Below are 16,078 nucleotides of genomic sequence, written 5' to 3'. Positions count from 1 at the left end.
GGGATGTGCGCGCCAACTGTCAACCGCGTTTTTTGCGCTGGGTGTATGCTTGTGGGCAACAAAACCCGACAGGAGAAATCATGAAAGCAGCATCGATATTGGCGGCGGTCGCGCTGGTTGCCGGGCTGGCCGGCTGCACCAAAAAGGACGAGACGATGGGGCCGGCGCAAAAGGCCGGGGCGGCGGTGGACGCGGCCGGCGACAAGGTCGCGCGCGAAGTGCAGGACAAGCTTGACCGCGCCAACGCGGCGGCCAAACAGGTGGCCGATTCGGCGGCGCAGACGCGCGAGCAAATCGAGAAGCAGACCGCCGACGCGGCGGCCGATGCGAGCAAGGGGCTCGACAAGGCGACCGAAGAAGTGGGCAAGAAGGTGGAGCGGGCCGGCGAGAAGATCCAGGAAGCGGCCAAGAAATGAACGATGGGTTCAGGCGCTGATGCCGTCAAGTTATACATTAGCGGCGTGCGCATCGTCGGGATCAGGTCCGCGGGACCTGACCCCATTTTGATCGATCTCGGTTTCGTCGAGATTCTCCAGATGGGGTCAGGTCCGCAGGACCAGGCCCCGAAGCGCATCAGGCGCTGGCGATATCCACGGGCGGCGCGGCTCTCGGCGCGTCGCCCAGCACCACCGACATGTCGACAAAGCCCGCGCGCCATGCCTGCTCGAGATCCTGCTCGATGCGTTCCATCGAGGTCTCGTTAAACCTGGCGAAGCCGCGCACCCCGTAGGCGCGGTTGCGGCCATGGCCCTTCGCCATGTACAGCGCCATGTCGACCAGGTTGACGGCGCGCTCCCACGGCAGCGCATGCTCGCCCGGCGACAGCGGGAACGGCGCGAAGCCGATCGATACGTTCACCGAAATCTGGCTGCCCTGGTACTCGATGGTGTGCGACGAGATCCCGTCGAGCAGGCGCCGCGCCACATCGTCCACGCCGTTGCGCGGCACCGCCGGCAGGAAGGCGAGGAATTCTTCGCCGCCCCAGCGCACGATCATGTCGGTCTCGCGCAGGATCTCGCGCAGGTTATCCGAGATCATCGTCAGCACCGCATCGCCGGCCGCGTGGCCGTGCGTGTCATTGACGTGCTTGAAATGGTCGACGTCGATCAGGAACAGCGCCCCCACGATTTCCTCGCTCGCGGCCGGCGTGGCGCGCTGGTCGACCGGCACGGCCACCGTGCGCATGAATTCCTGGAAGTGGCGCCGGTTGTACAGCGACGTGAGCGGATCGCGCGAGCTTTGCTGCTTGAGCTCCAGGTTCTTCACCTCAAGCTGGGCGTTCGCATGGCGCACCTTGCGGTACAGCAGGCCGACGATGACCGCCGCCATCGCGAACACCACGGCCAGCAGCCACCACACGCGCTGCTGCAGGCGGCGGTTGTCGATGTCGGCGGACTTGACCTGGTTTTCGCGGCGCAGCAGTTCGATTTGCCTTTCCTTCTTGTCGGCCTCGTAGCGGCCCTGCAGTTCGAGCACCGCCTTCTGGCGGCGCGTCTCGAACAGTTCATTCGACAGCGCGCGCTCGCGATGGTAGGCCTCGACCGCGGCGGCCATGTCGCCCGCGCGCTCGAGCGCCAGGCCGTACTCCATCAGCAGTTCCTGCAGCTGCGGCTTGTCGCCCGCCTTCTCGTACACTGCCAGTCCTGCTTCGAAGCTGCGCTTGCCGTCGGCGATCCGGCCCATGCCGAGGTAAGCCTGGCCGATATTCACGCGGGCGGTCGCTTCCGTTGTCTCGGCGTGGATCGGCCGCGCCGCCGCGATGGCCTGGTTTGCGTAATTCACCGCCCTGAGGTAATCGTGCTCCTTCAGGTAGCTGTCCGACAGGTTGACCAGCGTGGTCGCGATCATCTTGTCGGCGCCGATCCGGCGTTCGAGCGCCAGCCCCTCGAGCAGCGCCTTCAGCGCGCGCTTCGGCTGGCTGGTCTCGATCGCCAGTCCATACTCGGTATCCTTCAGGCTGGCCATGCGGCCGATCGATCCGGTCTTCCCGGCCGCGGGCAAGGCTTCGGCGAGCGCTTCGAAGCCCTTGTCGTATTCCCTCATCGTGGTGTACAGCTTCGCCAGGGCGTTGAAGGCCATGACGGTCTGGATCGGCTGCGCGTACTGGCGCGCCATCGCCGCGGCGGTCTGCAGCTTGTTCAGCGCCTCGGGAAAATTGCCTTCTTCCGCGTACGAGTTCCCGGATGTGATGGTGGTGCTGATCTTCAGCGCCACGTCGCCGGTGGTGTTGGCGACACGCTCGCCTTCCCACGCGTAGTGGTGCGAGAGCTTCAGGTCGTTCATCGATGACAGCACGTAGGCCTTGGCCATCAGGCCCTTCGCGCGCGCCACCTCGTCGCGCTGCTCGCGGCCGAATGCGATCAGTTCTTCGGCCAGCGCCATCGCCTCCTTCTTGCGTCCGACATTGCGGTTCGCGAGACACAGCTGGTTGATGAATTCGGCTTTCGTGGACACCTCTGCGGCGCGGCCCTGCGGCTCGATCGCGAGCAGCATCGCCAGGCCTTTCTGCGGCACGTAGCGGTTGATTTCGCGGATCTCGTCGAGCCGCTGATCGAGGTCGGCGCGCGACTGCGCGAACGCCGGCCCGACGGCCAGCGACAGCGATACCAGCAACGCGGCGAGGTGGCGGCGTTGCGATGTGCGGTGTAAAACTGCCACCATCGTTCCTTCCTTTGGTCGTTGCACTCCTATGGTCCCGTGCGCGGGACTCTGGGTCAAGTATAGGGTAGTTGCTGGGCGGAAAATTTCTTTTTGTGCGGTATTGGCGGGGAAATGGGGGCATTTGAATGCCACATACATACCGCATTTCACAGACCTGTTGGCGCCATGCCACGCTTGCCGTTTTGCCACCTGTCCGGCTTTTTCGGCGTTTCGTCGCAAATCGCCGGCGCCGTCGCCACGGCCTGCGTGCACTGCGCCGCTCTGGCCGGCGGCTTCGCCGTGAACCAGCGCCGTTAGCCCGTCGTTCCTGCGAAGGCAGGAACCCATACTGAGTATGTTCGGCCTCAGCATAGGTTCCTGCCTTCGCAGGAACGACAGTCAAAGGCTAGACTGAAAGCTGCTGCAGCAGATACAGGCGCTGGTACAAGCCGCCGTCGATCCGCATCAGCGCATCGTGCGTCCCGGATTCGGCAATGCGGCCGTGATTGAGCACGATGATCCGGTCGGCGTCGCGAATGGTCGACAGGCGGTGTGCGATCGCCACGATCGTCACGCGGCCGCGCAATTCGTCCAGCGCGACTTGCACGATCTGCTCGGTCTGGCTGTCGATATTCGAAGTCGCTTCATCCAGCAGCAAGATCTTCGGCTGCCCGGCGAGCGCGCGCGCGATGGCGATCAGCTGCTTCTGCCCGGTCGACAGGCGCGAGCCGCCTTCGCCCAGCGGCGTTTCGTAGCCGCCTTCTAGCGCCATGATGAAGGCATGCGCATGCGCCGCGCGCGCCGCCGACTCGATCTGCTGCTGCGACAGGCCGCGGCCCATGTCGATGTTCTCGCGCGCCGACGCCGCCAGCAGGAAGGGATCCTGCGGCACCAGGCCCACGTCGGCGCGGAAGCGTTCGTTGTCGATGCCGGCCAGCGGCTGGCCGTTCATCTCGATGGTGCCGGTCTGCGTGCTGTAATAGCGCAGCATCAGCGACAGCAGCGTGGACTTGCCGCTGCCGGTGTGGCCGACGATGCCGACGAAGGCGCCCTGCGCGATGTCGAGGCTGAGCTGGTGCAGCACGGTCTGCCCCGGCACATACGCAAAATTGAGGTCGCGGATGCGGATTGCCGGGACGCCGCGCGCCGGCGCCGCATCATGCGCCACCTTGCCCGCGGCGTGTTCCGGCGCTCCCGGTTCGTCGAGCAGCGCGGCCACGCGCGCGGTCGCCACCACCGCCTGCTGCAGCCCGCTGAATTGCATCGTGATCTGGATCAGCGGCTCGACCACGCGCGCGATGTAGCTGATGAACGCATACAGCACGCCGACTTCGACCGCATTCATCTCGCGCCGGCCGAAGCTGAAGATCACCACCGCCAGCAGCACCACGTTGAGGAAGTCGAGGGCGGGGCGCAGCAGGAAGGCGTTGGCGCGCAGTTCGGCCAGGCGCGCCTTGTAGTGGGCCCGGTTGGTCTCGCCGAAGCGCTGCGCGAAACGGGCTTCGGCGTTGTTCGCCTGCAGCACGCTCATGCCGCCGATCGACTCGGCCATCTGGCCGTTGATGTCGCTGCGCAGCGCGCGCGCGCGGGTCACGGCCGGCGCCGACATGCGCTGGTACAGCCAGACGATCAGCACTACCGCCGGCACCAGCGCGAGTACGATCAGCATCAGGCGCCAGTCCAGCCACGCCATCGCCGCCATCGTGCCGGCCAGGACGATGGTGCTGTCGAGGATCACGAACAGCACCTGGATATACAGTGTCTTGACCGCTTCGGTGTCGTTGGTGACGCGGCTCACCAGCTGGCCTGTGATGGCCTGGTCGAAGAACGCCATCGGCAGCCGCAGCACGTGGCCGTACACCCATTCGCGCAGGCGCTGCACCGAGCGCATCGCCAGGCCCGACAGGCGCACGAGCTGCAGGTAGCGCAGGCCGGAGGCGATCCAGCCGCTGACCAGCATTCCGCCCAGCAGCGCGGCCATGCGCGGCCAGTCCATATGATGAGGCAGCAGGTGCTGGTCGATCAGCGCCTTGCCGAGGATGGGCCCGAGTACTTCGAGGCCGGCGGCAAGCGCCAGCCACAGCACCGCCCATCCGAGGTGGCGGCGGTCGGGGTGCGCAGCGCGGCGCAGCAGGCCGACTGCGCGCGCGCCTTGTTCGCGCATGGTCTTCGCTTGTGAATCAGGCGGCATCGAGGCTGGCCTCCAGTTGTTGGTAGCGCCACTGGCTGGCGTACCAGCCGTCGGCGGCGAGCAGGGCGTCGTGGCTGCCCGATTCCGCGATGCAGCCGTCGCGCAGCACCACGATCAGGTCGGCGCCGGCGACCGCCGACAAGCGGTGGCTGGCGATGATCGCGCTGCGTCCAGGCTGTTCGCGCCGCAGTTCTTCGAGATGCTCAAGGATGCGCGTTTCGGTGCCGGTATCGACCGCCGACAAGGCGTCGTCGAGCAGCAGCAGCGCGCTCTCGGCCAGCAGCGAACGCGCGATCGCCACGCGCTGGCGCTGGCCGCCCGATAACGTGATGCCTTTTTCGCCGACGTGGGTGTCGTAACCCTGCGGGAAGCGCAGGATGTCTTCGTGAATCGCCGCCATGTGCGCCGCATGTTCGACCTGGGCCCGCGTGGCGCCCGGCCGGCCCAGCGCGATGTTGTCGGCGATCGAGGCCGAGAACAGGAACGATTCCTGCGGCACCCAGCTGATCGCCGAACGCAGCGTCGCCAGCGTGTAGTCGGCCAGCGCGTGGCCGCTCCAGGTCACGTGGCCATGCTGCGGCGTGGCCTGGCGCAGCAGCACCCGCAGCAGCGTGGACTTGCCGGCGCCGGTCGGCCCCACCAGGCCGAGCGTCTGGCCGGCCTGCAGCGACAGCGACACCCCGGCCAGCGCGGGCGCATCCTGCCCGGCGTAGCGGTAGGTCACGCCATCGAGCGCCAGCTGTCCCGGCGTGAGCGTGGTGAGGGCGCCATGGTCGTCCACCGACAGCGGCGCGTCGAGCAGCGGCTGGAGGCGCGCCCACGCCGCGCGTCCGCGCTCGATCAGCGACAGCACCCAGCCCGCCGCGAACATCGGCCAGATCAGCTGGCCGAGGTACATCGTGAAGCTGGTCAGCGCCCCGATCGTCAGTTGCTCGTGCCATACCAGGTAGCCGCCGAGGGCCAGCGTGAGGAAGCCGGCCGCGGTCAGGGTCAGGCCGACCGCCGGTTCGTACGCAGCCTCCCACTGCTGCGCGACCAGGCTGGCGTCCGACGCGCGCGCCGCCAGCTCTCCGAACTGCTTTGCGCTGCGCTGTTCCAGGCCGAGCGCGCGCAGCGTGCGCACGCCCGAGAGCGATTCCTGCACGTGGTCGTTCAGGGCTGCGAAGCGCTTGAGCGAATCGGTGGAGGCGGTGTGGATATGGCTCGATATGCGCCAGAACGCCAGCGCCATGAGCGGGAACGGCAGCAGTGCGACGGCCGCGAGGCGCCAGTCCACGCCGAGCATCATGATCGCCAGGACCATGATCAGGGTCAGGCTGCCGTCGAAGCCGGCCAGCATCGCTTCGCCTGCCGCCATTTCGATCGCGTCGATGTCGTTGGTGGCCAGCGCCATCAGGTCGCCGGTACGCTGCTCCTGGTAGAACGCCGGGCCCTGTGCGGAGAGGCGCGCGTAGAAGCGCGTGCGCAGCTCGACGCCAAGCTGATAGGCCGCCGCGAACAGGCGCAGGCGCCAGCCGACCCGCAGCACATAGATGGCGACCCCGAGGCCGAGCAGCTGCGCCAGCTGCAGCCACAGGTCATGCTCGCCGAGGCGATGCGCCGCAAGCCCGTCGATCATCGTGCCGATCTTGCGCGGCACCCAGACCGTGCAGGCGGCGACGCCGGCCAGCATCAGCCCCGACGACGCGTACGCACGCCAATGTCGGCGCACGAAGCCGCCGATCAGCCTTGATAAACTCATTCACTTTCCCTGCCGGATGCGCCCGCAACAAAAAAGCGGGCCGAAGCCCGCTAATTTACTACCTTTGGCCGTCCGGCGCGCGCCCGGCCTTACTTCTTGCGAGCGGGCTTCGCCGGCGTGGCTTCGGCCTGCTGCTTCACGATCTCGGGCGTGCCCGACACCGGCGCATGCGGCGGCTGCGCTTCGACCGGCTTCACCGCGGCGACCGCGATAGGCTTTGTCGAGGAAGGCACCGGGAACGAGGCGGCGGCAGGCTTCGGCAAGCCGCCATCGGCCTGGCCGGTCGCTTTTGCGATGGGGGGCGGTTCGGCGATCGGCGTGGCGACGCCCGGCGCTTCGCCGAATTCGAGCACAGGCTCCGGCATCACGACCGCAGGCTGCGGCTCCGGGTTCGGCGCGACGGGAGCGGGCGCCGGCGCTGCCAGTACCGGCGCGGACACTGCGGGCGCCACGGCCGGCGGCACTACCGCCATGCTGGTCGCGATTCCGAACAGCTGGCGGCCGTACGCGAGCACGCTCTCGAACTGCGACTGGGTCTGGCCGGTGATCGCGATCAGGTCGCGCGGATCCTTCGCTGCCGCCACCTGGCGCACCAGCGCGGTCGACTTCTCGAGCGCGGAGCGGGTGGTGTCGAAATGGAGGGCGATGAGTTTTTCCGCGCCCTCGAAGGCTTTGCCGGTGAAGGTGCGGAACAGGTTGAATTGCGCATCGAGCTGCTGTGCGCGTGCTTCGGAAAACTGTGCGGGAATGAGGGACATCGGAATTCCTTTTGGTCGTTTATGATGCGCTGCAATATCAACGCTAGTGTATCGGTGAATATTGGGCTTGCAAAGCATTATTTCGGGCAACTTTTGTTGATATATCGTGCAATGCAACATGCATTGCCAACCCGCAATTTGGGTGGCGGATGATGGCGCAATGCCGCTACAATCGGGGCGTCCCACGCACACAGGAGCGCACATGGATCTCGTCGTCCGCAACGCCACGCTGCCCGACGGCCGGCACGGCATCGACATTGCCATACAGGACGGCCGCATCGCCGCGGCCGGGCCGAAGCTGCCGCAAGCCGGCGCGCGCGAGATCGACGCCGCGGGCGACCTGGTCACGCCGCCGTTCGTCGACGCCCACTTCCACATGGACGCGACCCTCAGCTACGGGCTGCCGCGGGTGAACCAGTCCGGCACGCTGCTCGAAGGGATCGCGCTGTGGGGCGAACTGAAACCGCAGTTGCGTCAGGAGGCGCTGATCGAGCGCGCGATGCAGTATTGCGACTGGGCGGTGGCGCGCGGCCTGCTGGCGATCCGCTCGCACGTGGACATCTGCGACGACCGCCTGCTGGCAGTGGAGGCGCTGCTCGAAGTGCGGCGCCGGGTGGCGCCGTACATCGACCTGCAACTGGTGGCTTTCCCGCAGGATGGCGTGCTGCGCAGACCCGGCGCATTCGACAACCTGAAGCGCGCTATTGGCATGGGCGTGGACGTGGTGGGCGGCATCCCGCATTTCGAGCGCACGATGGCCGACGGCGCCGAGTCGGTGCGGCTGCTGTGCGAATTTGCCGCCGAACGGGGGCTGCGCGTGGACATGCATTGCGACGAGTCGGACGATCCGATGTCGCGCCATATCGAAACGCTGGCGTGCGAGACCCGGCGCCTCGGGATGCAGGGCAGGGTGGCGGGATCGCACCTGACGTCGATGCACTCGATGGACAACTACTACGTCAGCAAGCTGCTGCCGCTGATCGCCGAATCCGGCGTGGCGGCGATCGCCAACCCGCTGATCAACATCACCCTGCAGGGCCGCCACGACACCTATCCGAAACGGCGCGGCATGACGCGCGTGCCTGAACTGATGGCGGCCGGCGTGGACGTGGCGTTCGGCCACGACTGCGTGATGGACCCCTGGTACGGCCTCGGCTCGGGCGACATGCTCGAGGTGGCGCACATGGGCCTTCACGTGGCGCAGATGACGGGGCAAGCGGCGATGCACCAGTGCTTCCTCGCGGTGACCGAGGCGCCGGCGCGCATCCTGGGGCTGGAAGGCTATGGACTGGAGCCTGGCTGCCACGCCGACCTGGTGGTGCTCGACGCCGGCAGCACCGTCGAGGCGATCCGCCTGCGCGCCGCGCGCCGCGTGGTGGTCCGGCGCGGCCAGGTGGTCAGCGAGGCCCCGCGCTCGGCTTCGTCATTGAATCTGCCGGGCCGGCCGTCAGCCGTCAACTTCCGCCTTGGCCGCTAGCTTGTCGTTCCTGCGGAGGCAGGAACCTATACTGACTGCGAGTCGCTGCTTCAGCATGGGTTCCTGCCTCCGCAGGAACGACAAACAACTCCAATGCTAGAATCGGCGGCATTCAATATAGTGGGGACGAACTTGGAAGCCATCACCATCCGCCCGGCACAGCTGGAAGACCTCGACGCGATCTGGGAGATATTCCATTTCCACCTGACCGCAGGCGAAACCTATCCATTCGAAGCACACACGCCAAAGAGCGCCTGCGAAGAGTACTGGCTCGGGCCGAACGTGAACTGCTTCGTCGCGCAGGACAAGACGGGGCGCGTGCTTGGCATGTACCGCGTGGTGGCCAACCAGGCTGGCCGCGGCGCCCACGTCGCCAACGCCTCCTACATGGTCAGCGATGCGGCGCAGGGCAGGGGAATCGGCTACCTGATGGGCAAGCATAGCCTGGACACGGCGCGCGAACTGGGCTTCCTGGCGATGCAGTTCAACTATGTGGTGAGCACCAACCAGCCGGCCGTGGCGCTGTGGCAGAAGCTCGGCTTCTCGATTGCCGGCACGCTGCCCAAGGCATATCGCCACGAGCAGCTTGGCTACGTGGACGCGCTGGTGATGTATCAGCTGCTAAGCGATCCCGCCACTTGGCCCGGGAAGGAGGCATGATGGTTGTCATCGATACCGAACGCCTGCGCCTTCGCTTGCTGACCTTGGACGATGCGCCGTTCTACCTGGAAGTGGTGAATACGCCGGGTTTCATCAAGTTCATCGGCGACCGCGGCATCCGCACTGTGGAAGTCGCGCGCGAGGCGATTTCCAACGGGCCGATCGCGATGCAGGAATCGCTCGGTCATTCGCTGTACCTGGTCGAGCGCAAGGAAGACGGCGCGCCGATCGGGATGTGCGGCCTGATCAAGCGCGAAACGCTGACCCACGTCGATATCGGCTACGCCTTCCTGCCGCAGTTCGGCGGCAAGGGCTATGCGACCGAAGCCGCGGCGGGCGTGCTTGCGTATGCGCCGTCGATCGGCATCAGGCGCCTGCTGGCGATTACCTCGCCTGGCAACGACGCATCGGACGCGGTGCTGCGGCGGATCGGCATGCGCTTCGAAAAGCTGGTCTACCTGACCCCTGAGGATACCGGCACCCAGCTGTTCTCCCGCGACTTCTGAATCAGTACTTCGTGCTGCCGAACGGGAAGAACCAGGCCAGCGGCTTGTCCACGCGCGCCGCCCACGATTTTTCGTTGTGGCCGCCGCCTTCGGCAGCGAAGTAGAGCAGGTCCACGCCGGTGAGGTAGCCCCGCGCCAGCATCGCGTCGCGCATCAGCTGCGTGTCTTCCAGGCCGTCGTCACTGGTGCCGGCGTCGATGTAGAACTTCACCGGCACCCGCTTGGGAAGATTGTTCACCAGCGAGCGCTTGTTCCACCAGAATGAGCTGGACACGCCGCCCGCCTTCGAGAACACGTCCGGGTGGTGCTCCGCGATCACGACCGATGCGATTCCTCCGAGCGACGATCCCATGATGGCGGTGTTCTCCTTCCCCGGAAGGGTGCGCAGCGTCTTGTCGATCATCGGCTTGACCGTGTCGACGATGAAGGCCTCGTACGCATCGAGTTTGCCGCCGCCGTGCTTCGGATCGCAGCAAGGCGTGTATTCGGAAATGCGGGCCGGCGTGTTGTCGATGCCGACCACGATCACTTCGTCCATCACGCCGGTGGCGACCAGGCGGTTGACAGTTTCGTCGATGCCCCATTCCACGCCGAAGGAAGCGGTCTTGGCATCGAACAGGTTCTGGCCGTCGTGCATGTACAGCACCGGGTAGCGTTTCGCGCTGTTCTCGTTGTAGCTCGGCGGGTAGTAGATGCGCAGCGAGCGCGTGTTGCCCAGCTGCGGCGACGCGACCCCGGGCATGATCTCGACCTTGCCGAACGGCGCGCCGAAGAAGGGGTAGATATCGACCGTGCTGCCGGCGGCGAGCTTGTACACGCCGCCCATCGAGACTTTGTCGCCCAGTGTTGGCTTCATGCTGATGTCGCCCAGCGCGTCCGGCCAGTCGTAAGTCCACACCTTGGCGGCGCCGGCTTTCGCGCTGGCGCCTTTCGACCATGTCATCGGTCCCTTGTCGCCGACGACGGCGATGCTGCCTTTCCCGGCGTCGTAGTGGATGCGCACCGTGGTGGCGCCGGCGTGCGCGGCCAGCAGGAAGGAGAGTGCTGCGAGAGTGAGTGTTTTTTTCATTTGACCTTCAACAGGCGTATGCCGTAAATATCGAACCGGTTCGACGCGCCATCCGCGCCGCCTGCCGCACTGAACGTGCTGTTACTTTGCAGGTAGCTCATGTTATAGAAATCGGTGAGTTCAAGCTGGACTTTTCCCGGGCCGAGCTGCACCGCCATCGGCGTCGACCAGGCCTGCGGTACGCGCGTGTGCGGCAGCTGGATCACGTGGCGCGCTATTACCCGACCGTCCGCGTCCTTCAAAGCCAGCCATTTGACGCCGCCGCTGATGCCCAGGTTGATCTGGTTGGCGCGATTCTGATATTTGATCTGCACCTGGTAGACGCCTGCTTCCGGGACATCGATGTCCCCGACGGCAAAGGTGTCCGCGGGCTTGCCCCATCCCAGTCGAGGGGTGACGGGCACCTCGATCGCCGACCCTGCGCATACCGGCACGCTGTGGTGGCTGCGGTTGCCGGTGTCGGGATAGACCGCTTCGACGGCGTAGCAGGCGGTGGCGCTGCGATCGGACCACGCGCCGGCCGGCAGGTTCGCCGCGACGATTTTCCCGTCGCGATAGACGTTATAGGCGACGCCGTCGCCTTCGATGTCGAAGCGGACAATGCCCGCGGTGTCGCGCCTGAAGTTGGAGATATGCGGCTCGCGCGGGCCGAACACCGCGCGCGATTCCTGGTACGGATCGGCGTTGATGCGGCGGATTTCCTGCAGGCCGGGCGCCAGCGTCCCGAGCCGGATCTCGACGACGCTGTTGGCTTGGAGGGCATTCCACGGAATATGTTGTGACGCTTTGGCGCCGTTCACAGTGACTGCGTCCACAAGATAGAAGCCTTCGGCCGGCGACGACTTGGGAAGCTTTATGGTCACCGTGATCGCCTTGCCGCGCACGCGCAGCTTGTTCAGCGTGATGGAATCCGATGTGCTGAAGGTCTCGCGGCGCAGCCGGCTGGTGATGAAGGGCTTGACATCAATGCCGTCCGCGCCAACCGTCACGCCGAACACGTTTTGGATGACCATGCCCAAGTACGCGCCGACGGACCACAGTTGGCGCCTCGAATTGATGACGGGGCCGATCAGCGACGGGTTCTTTTCGTCCAGCAGAAGGGGCTGGCCGGACAGCCATTCCAGGTTTTCCATATTCGACAGGTTCAGCGCCGCGCCGCGCATCAGCGATTGGTAGGCGGCGTCGGCCACGCTGACGTTGCCTGTCTGCGCGGCCGCCTTCAGGCCATACTCCGTCACGAACGGCCAGATCGCGCGGTTGTGATACACGGGCACGCCCTGCTGCTGCGGATAGATCACCGGGGCGCCCATCGGACCGTGCGGATAGTGCGCCAGGATCGAGCGCGCGTGTTCCGGGCTGGCGATGCCGGTGACGATCGCCAGCGACTGGCCGAGCCAGTCGAACTTGTGCATCGGCGCACCGTCGAAATGCCCCGCGGTGAGGCTGCTGTACATGCCTTCGTCCTGCAGCCACAGGCGCTCGTTGATGGCACGCTTCAGGTCCTGCGCCCAAGCATCGTATTTCTTCGCCAGCGCGGGCTGGCCCTGCTCGCGGGCGAGCATCGCGGCCAGGGTCAGCGCCTTGTAGTGGCCGGCGTTGGTGGACAGGGCCTTCGATGTGGCGAGCGACGCGATGTCGCTGGTGATCCACGCAGCGTAGCTCTGGTCGCGCCAGTCGAGGAAGGACTGCTCGCCCGTGTACAGGCCGTCGGCCGGGTCGTAGGCGGCGAGCCGGTCGGCTTCAATCGTGTTGGCCAGCGCTTTCAATGCGCGCGCAGCGAACGCCTTGCGCTCCAATTCGGGAAGCGTCTTCAGCGCTTCTTCCGCGCCGAAGGCCCATGTAACTCGGTCGGTGCTGACCGGCCAGCTGCCGCCGCTTCCCGTGTCCTGGATGATTTGCATGCCGGCGCCGAGGCCTGACCGAAAACCGGACAGCTTGAAGTCGAGCGAGTGCATCACGCGCACCGGGTCGAGCATCGCCAGGCCGAGGTGGGCCGCATAGGACAAGTCGCGCGTCCAGACGTAATGCCATTTTTCGCCGGTCTCGAAGCAGTCGCACGGGATGGCCGCGCCGCCGTTGTAGTTGCCGTCCTTGATCTCGCTGACCGAATCCTGCTTCATCTCCGCGCCGGCGAGCGCGAACAGCGCGTCGAATGCGAGGTTGCCGCTGCGGACGGTCGGCAGGTCCGCCGATTCCCGGTAGCGCACGAACTGTGGGCCGGGATCGCGCAGCTGCATCGTGGTCGATTGCGCGTAATCGCGCAGAAGGGCGCCGGCATCCTTCACCGAAAAGCGCGCGGTCTCCTGCTTGCCGTCGTAGGTCGGGAAGGACAGCGACACGGCGGGCTGGTGTCCCGCGTGCGGATCGGACGCGGCAACCGGCACGTCGGCAAGCCGCACCACCCGCAACACCGGTGCGCTCGACACGTCGACGGTAAAGCGATAAGTGCCGGTCTGTTTGACGAACAGGAAATCTTCGGCGCCAGGGTGCGTGTCCATCTTGTAGTTCACGCCCGGTGCGACCGACACGCTGGCCGCCGGGTCGATCACCCATTCAGCGGACCAGTCCTTCGAGCCGAGCTTGAACGCGTGGTAGCCGGGGCTGATGACGATCTGCGATTCGTACACGCCGTTGCCCTTGAAGACGAGGAGATTGTCGATGCCCCAGCCGTTGAACGCGCCACGCACGTACAAATCCGGCGACGGCGAGGCCAGGGCGGCGCCGGAGACAAGCAAGGAGCCGATCAGGATTTTCATCATCGGTATTCGCCCCGTTCGACGACACCCTTGAGGGCATCTTTCGATCGCAGCATCGGGAAGTGCGCGGGCACGTACTGCGCCGGCGTGCGGAAGCCCAGCTTGCCGATCACGCCAGCGTAGGAAGCCTGCGCCGATTGCACCTGCAGCGCGCGGCCATCCAGCGACGCCTTGCGATTGCCGAGCGTGAGCGTGGCCGGATGCGCCGGCGTGAGCGTGAACGAAACCTGCGACCGGCTCTTGTCGGCGTTGAGGAAGCTGAAACGGACGGTTCGCGGCGTGGCGCCCTTCAGACGAAAGGTCCAGCGCTGACGCTTGAAATCGACTTCGACCGCCTCACCGGCGCCGAACGGCAGCAGCGCGTAGAACGAGGTCCATGCGGCCGGAATCGCGGGAGTGAACGCCAGCGTGTTGGCCGGCAGGTCGGGCCGGAAGCCGACGTAGTCCTGGTAGCCGTTGCGCGCATATTCGGCCACGCTCCACGATTGCGCATAAGTGCCGGACGGTTTCAGCTTGCCGTTCGCATCGGGCATGGCGTCGAGCAGTTCGCTCATCGTCCCCAGCGTGCCGAGGCCGAGGATCTGGCGTCCGAGATTTTGCGTCAGGGGCCACGCCAAATCCTGGTAGCCGAACTTGTCGAGCGCGGTGACCGTGAAGCCGGCGTTCCAGCCCCAGATCGTGCCCTGGTGGTAGGCGGCGTCCTTGTGGTGGAAGGCAGGGTTCTCGTGGCGCGGATGGAAGTAGGGGTCAATCTGGCTGAGCGAGGCGATGCCGTAGGGGTAGAGCAGTTCGGACACGGCGTTGCGCGTCACGCGCGCCTGCACCGCGGGCGGCACGAAATCGTCGAACGGAATCGAGACGAGCATCAGCTGGTTCGGGCGGACCTTGGTGTCGCGGCTGCCGTCCTCGCGCAGGCGGTCGGCCATTACCGCGCCGTCCCAGAAAGCGGACAGGAAGCTGCGCTGAACTTTTTCGGCCAGCGCCGACCATTCGCGCGCTTTTGTAGCGTCGCCGGCTTGCGCCGCCAGTTCGGCGCCGGTTTTCAGGGCGGTGTACCACAGCGCCTGGATTTCGACGGCGCGCGGGCCGCGCGCGGACCACGGCTGCCTGTTTTCGATGCGGGCGTCCATCCATGTGTCGGCGCTGTCGTGCGACAGCAGCCCCTGCGCATCGGTGTAGTTGGCGATGGCGCCTTCGAAGTAGGGCACGGCCAGTTTGTACATCTGCGCGGCACACTCCTTGTCGCCGGTGTAGCGGATATATTCGAGCGCTTCGCGCAGCATCCACGGCGTGCCGTCCACTGTGTTGTAGATGGTCTTTTCGGTGGCCGACACGCGGTTCGGGATGCGGCCGTATTCCTTGTCGCGGTTGAGGTTCTGGAAGCGGGCGAAGTTCGCCAGCACGGCCTTCGCCTGGTCGAACTGGCCGGAGACGAGCAAGGTGCCGGGCAGGGCGATGAAGGTGTCGCGGCCCCAGTTATCGCGGAACCACGGCAGGCCGGCCCAGATGCCGGTGCCGAATTCCTCGACCACGAACATCGACGCGGAGGCCTTGGCCCAGTTCAGCGCCTTGTTGTATTCGGCGTCGCTGGTGGCGAGGTAGCTGCGGGTGAGGGCGGCATGGCGGGCGGCTTTTTCGGCGCGAATCGGATCGGATGCGGCCAGCTGGCGCGCGCGCTGCGCTGCCTCGGCCTCGCTGGCGCCGAACGCGGCCACCACGGTGAAGGAGCGCGCAGGCTGCACGCTGCGCAGCACGAGGCCTTCTCCGAGGATGAACGGCTGGTCCGCGGCGAAGGCGACGAACATGCTGCCGACCGGGCCGCTCACAACGTCGCCGTCCTGGCGCAGCGCGCCGGCCTTGACCAGCATCGGCGCGATCGCCAGCGTGGCGGCGCGCGGACTGGTCACCGCCATCGCCAGCGCGTGCCGCTTCGACAGCAGCGCCATCTCCTCGGTGGCGCCGTTCGGGAAGCGCACGCGGCGTCCGTACGGCAGCACCTGTTCGCGCGAACCGGCGCGGTCATTGGCGACACCATCGACGATACTTGAGTAGTCAAGTAATAATGTGCCGGCGCGCGTGACGTAGCCTTCGCCCTTGCCCAAGCTCTGGGTCATGCCTGCGAAGTAGCCGTCGAGGTTATCGCCGGCGACAAACTGCGACTGGTGGCCCGGCGCGACGGTGATGGCCATCGCATCGAAGAAGGCGTCGACGCCCGGCACTTGCGCCATGGCCGGATGCAGCGCGAGCGACGCGGCCAGTGCCAGCAGTGTGCGCTTCATG

At 66.2% G+C, this 16,078-nt stretch carries 12 protein-coding genes; 5 read left to right on the top strand and 7 right to left on the bottom strand.

The annotated features are described in order from the left end of the window. The first annotated feature begins 80 nt into the window (after window positions 1-80). Entirely contained in the window at window positions 81-416 is a 336-nt protein-coding gene (locus Q4S45_RS15800; protein ID WP_305505812.1) for a hypothetical protein, read from the top strand. 157 nt (window positions 417-573) lie between these two features. On the opposite strand, the gene Q4S45_RS15795 is transcribed toward Q4S45_RS15800, so the two are convergent. Further along, window positions 574-2,661, bottom strand: a complete 2,088-nt coding sequence (locus Q4S45_RS15795; RefSeq protein WP_305505810.1) for a tetratricopeptide repeat-containing diguanylate cyclase — start codon at window positions 2,659-2,661, stop codon at window positions 574-576. Window positions 2,662-2,826: 165 nt separating this feature from the next. Here Q4S45_RS15795 and Q4S45_RS15790 point away from each other — a divergent pair, with 165 nt between their 5' ends. Continuing rightward, window positions 2,827-2,958, top strand: coding sequence for a hypothetical protein (locus tag Q4S45_RS15790; protein WP_305505809.1), 132 nt, complete (start codon window positions 2,827-2,829; stop codon window positions 2,956-2,958). 88 nt (window positions 2,959-3,046) lie between these two features. On the opposite strand, the gene Q4S45_RS15785 is transcribed toward Q4S45_RS15790, so the two are convergent. From Q4S45_RS15785 to Q4S45_RS15775, 3 genes are all read right to left on the bottom strand, one after another. Beyond that, window positions 3,047-4,831: an ABC transporter ATP-binding protein gene (locus Q4S45_RS15785; protein WP_305505808.1), complete on the bottom strand. Its 1,785-nt coding sequence runs from the start codon at window positions 4,829-4,831 to the stop codon at window positions 3,047-3,049. After that, on the bottom strand, window positions 4,821-6,572 hold the full coding sequence (locus tag Q4S45_RS15780; RefSeq protein WP_305505807.1) for an ABC transporter ATP-binding protein: 1,752 nt from the start codon (window positions 6,570-6,572) through the stop codon (window positions 4,821-4,823). The genes Q4S45_RS15785 and Q4S45_RS15780 overlap by 11 nt, the downstream gene beginning before the upstream one ends. Before the next feature lie 89 nt (window positions 6,573-6,661). Beyond that, window positions 6,662-7,330 (bottom strand): phasin family protein, encoded by a 669-nt coding sequence (locus Q4S45_RS15775; protein WP_305505806.1) that lies wholly within the window; start codon window positions 7,328-7,330, stop codon window positions 6,662-6,664. A gap of 202 nt (window positions 7,331-7,532) precedes the next feature. On the opposite strand from Q4S45_RS15775, the gene Q4S45_RS15770 reads away from it, so the two are divergent. The 3 genes from Q4S45_RS15770 (at window position 7,533) to Q4S45_RS15760 (ending at window position 9,973) form a co-directional block, all read left to right on the top strand. Further along, the gene (locus Q4S45_RS15770; protein ID WP_305505804.1) at window positions 7,533-8,807 is read left to right on the top strand and encodes an amidohydrolase family protein; all 1,275 of its coding nucleotides are present in this window, start codon (window positions 7,533-7,535) and stop codon (window positions 8,805-8,807) included. A gap of 132 nt (window positions 8,808-8,939) precedes the next feature. After that, a complete protein-coding gene (locus Q4S45_RS15765) occupies window positions 8,940-9,467 on the top strand; it encodes a GNAT family N-acetyltransferase (protein WP_305505802.1) in 528 nt (175 codons plus the stop codon). Further along, on the top strand, window positions 9,464-9,973 hold the full coding sequence (locus Q4S45_RS15760; RefSeq protein WP_308633151.1) for a GNAT family N-acetyltransferase: 510 nt from the start codon (window positions 9,464-9,466) through the stop codon (window positions 9,971-9,973). Before Q4S45_RS15765 ends, Q4S45_RS15760 begins: the two co-directional genes overlap by 4 nt. 1 nt (window position 9,974) lies before the next feature. Here Q4S45_RS15760 and Q4S45_RS15755 read toward each other — a convergent pair whose 3' ends face one another. From Q4S45_RS15755 to Q4S45_RS15745, 3 genes are read right to left on the bottom strand one after another with little or no spacing between them, the layout of a single operon-like run. Next, window positions 9,975-11,042: an alpha/beta hydrolase gene (locus Q4S45_RS15755; RefSeq protein WP_305505800.1), complete on the bottom strand. Its 1,068-nt coding sequence runs from the start codon at window positions 11,040-11,042 to the stop codon at window positions 9,975-9,977. Next, complete coding sequence (locus tag Q4S45_RS15750; RefSeq protein ID WP_305505798.1) at window positions 11,039-13,801, bottom strand: esterase; 2,763 nt, start codon at window positions 13,799-13,801, stop codon at window positions 11,039-11,041. The genes Q4S45_RS15755 and Q4S45_RS15750 overlap by 4 nt, the downstream gene beginning before the upstream one ends. Beyond that, window positions 13,798-16,077, bottom strand: a complete 2,280-nt coding sequence (locus tag Q4S45_RS15745) for an amylo-alpha-1,6-glucosidase (RefSeq protein ID WP_305505797.1) — start codon at window positions 16,075-16,077, stop codon at window positions 13,798-13,800. The genes Q4S45_RS15750 and Q4S45_RS15745 overlap by 4 nt, the downstream gene beginning before the upstream one ends. Between the last annotated feature and the right edge of the window lies 1 nt (window position 16,078).

Source organism: Massilia sp. R2A-15 (genome assembly GCF_030704305.1).
Classification (GTDB): Bacteria; Pseudomonadota; Gammaproteobacteria; order Burkholderiales; family Burkholderiaceae_D; genus JAFCUW01.
This window is presented reverse-complemented; position numbering and strand designations above follow the sequence as displayed.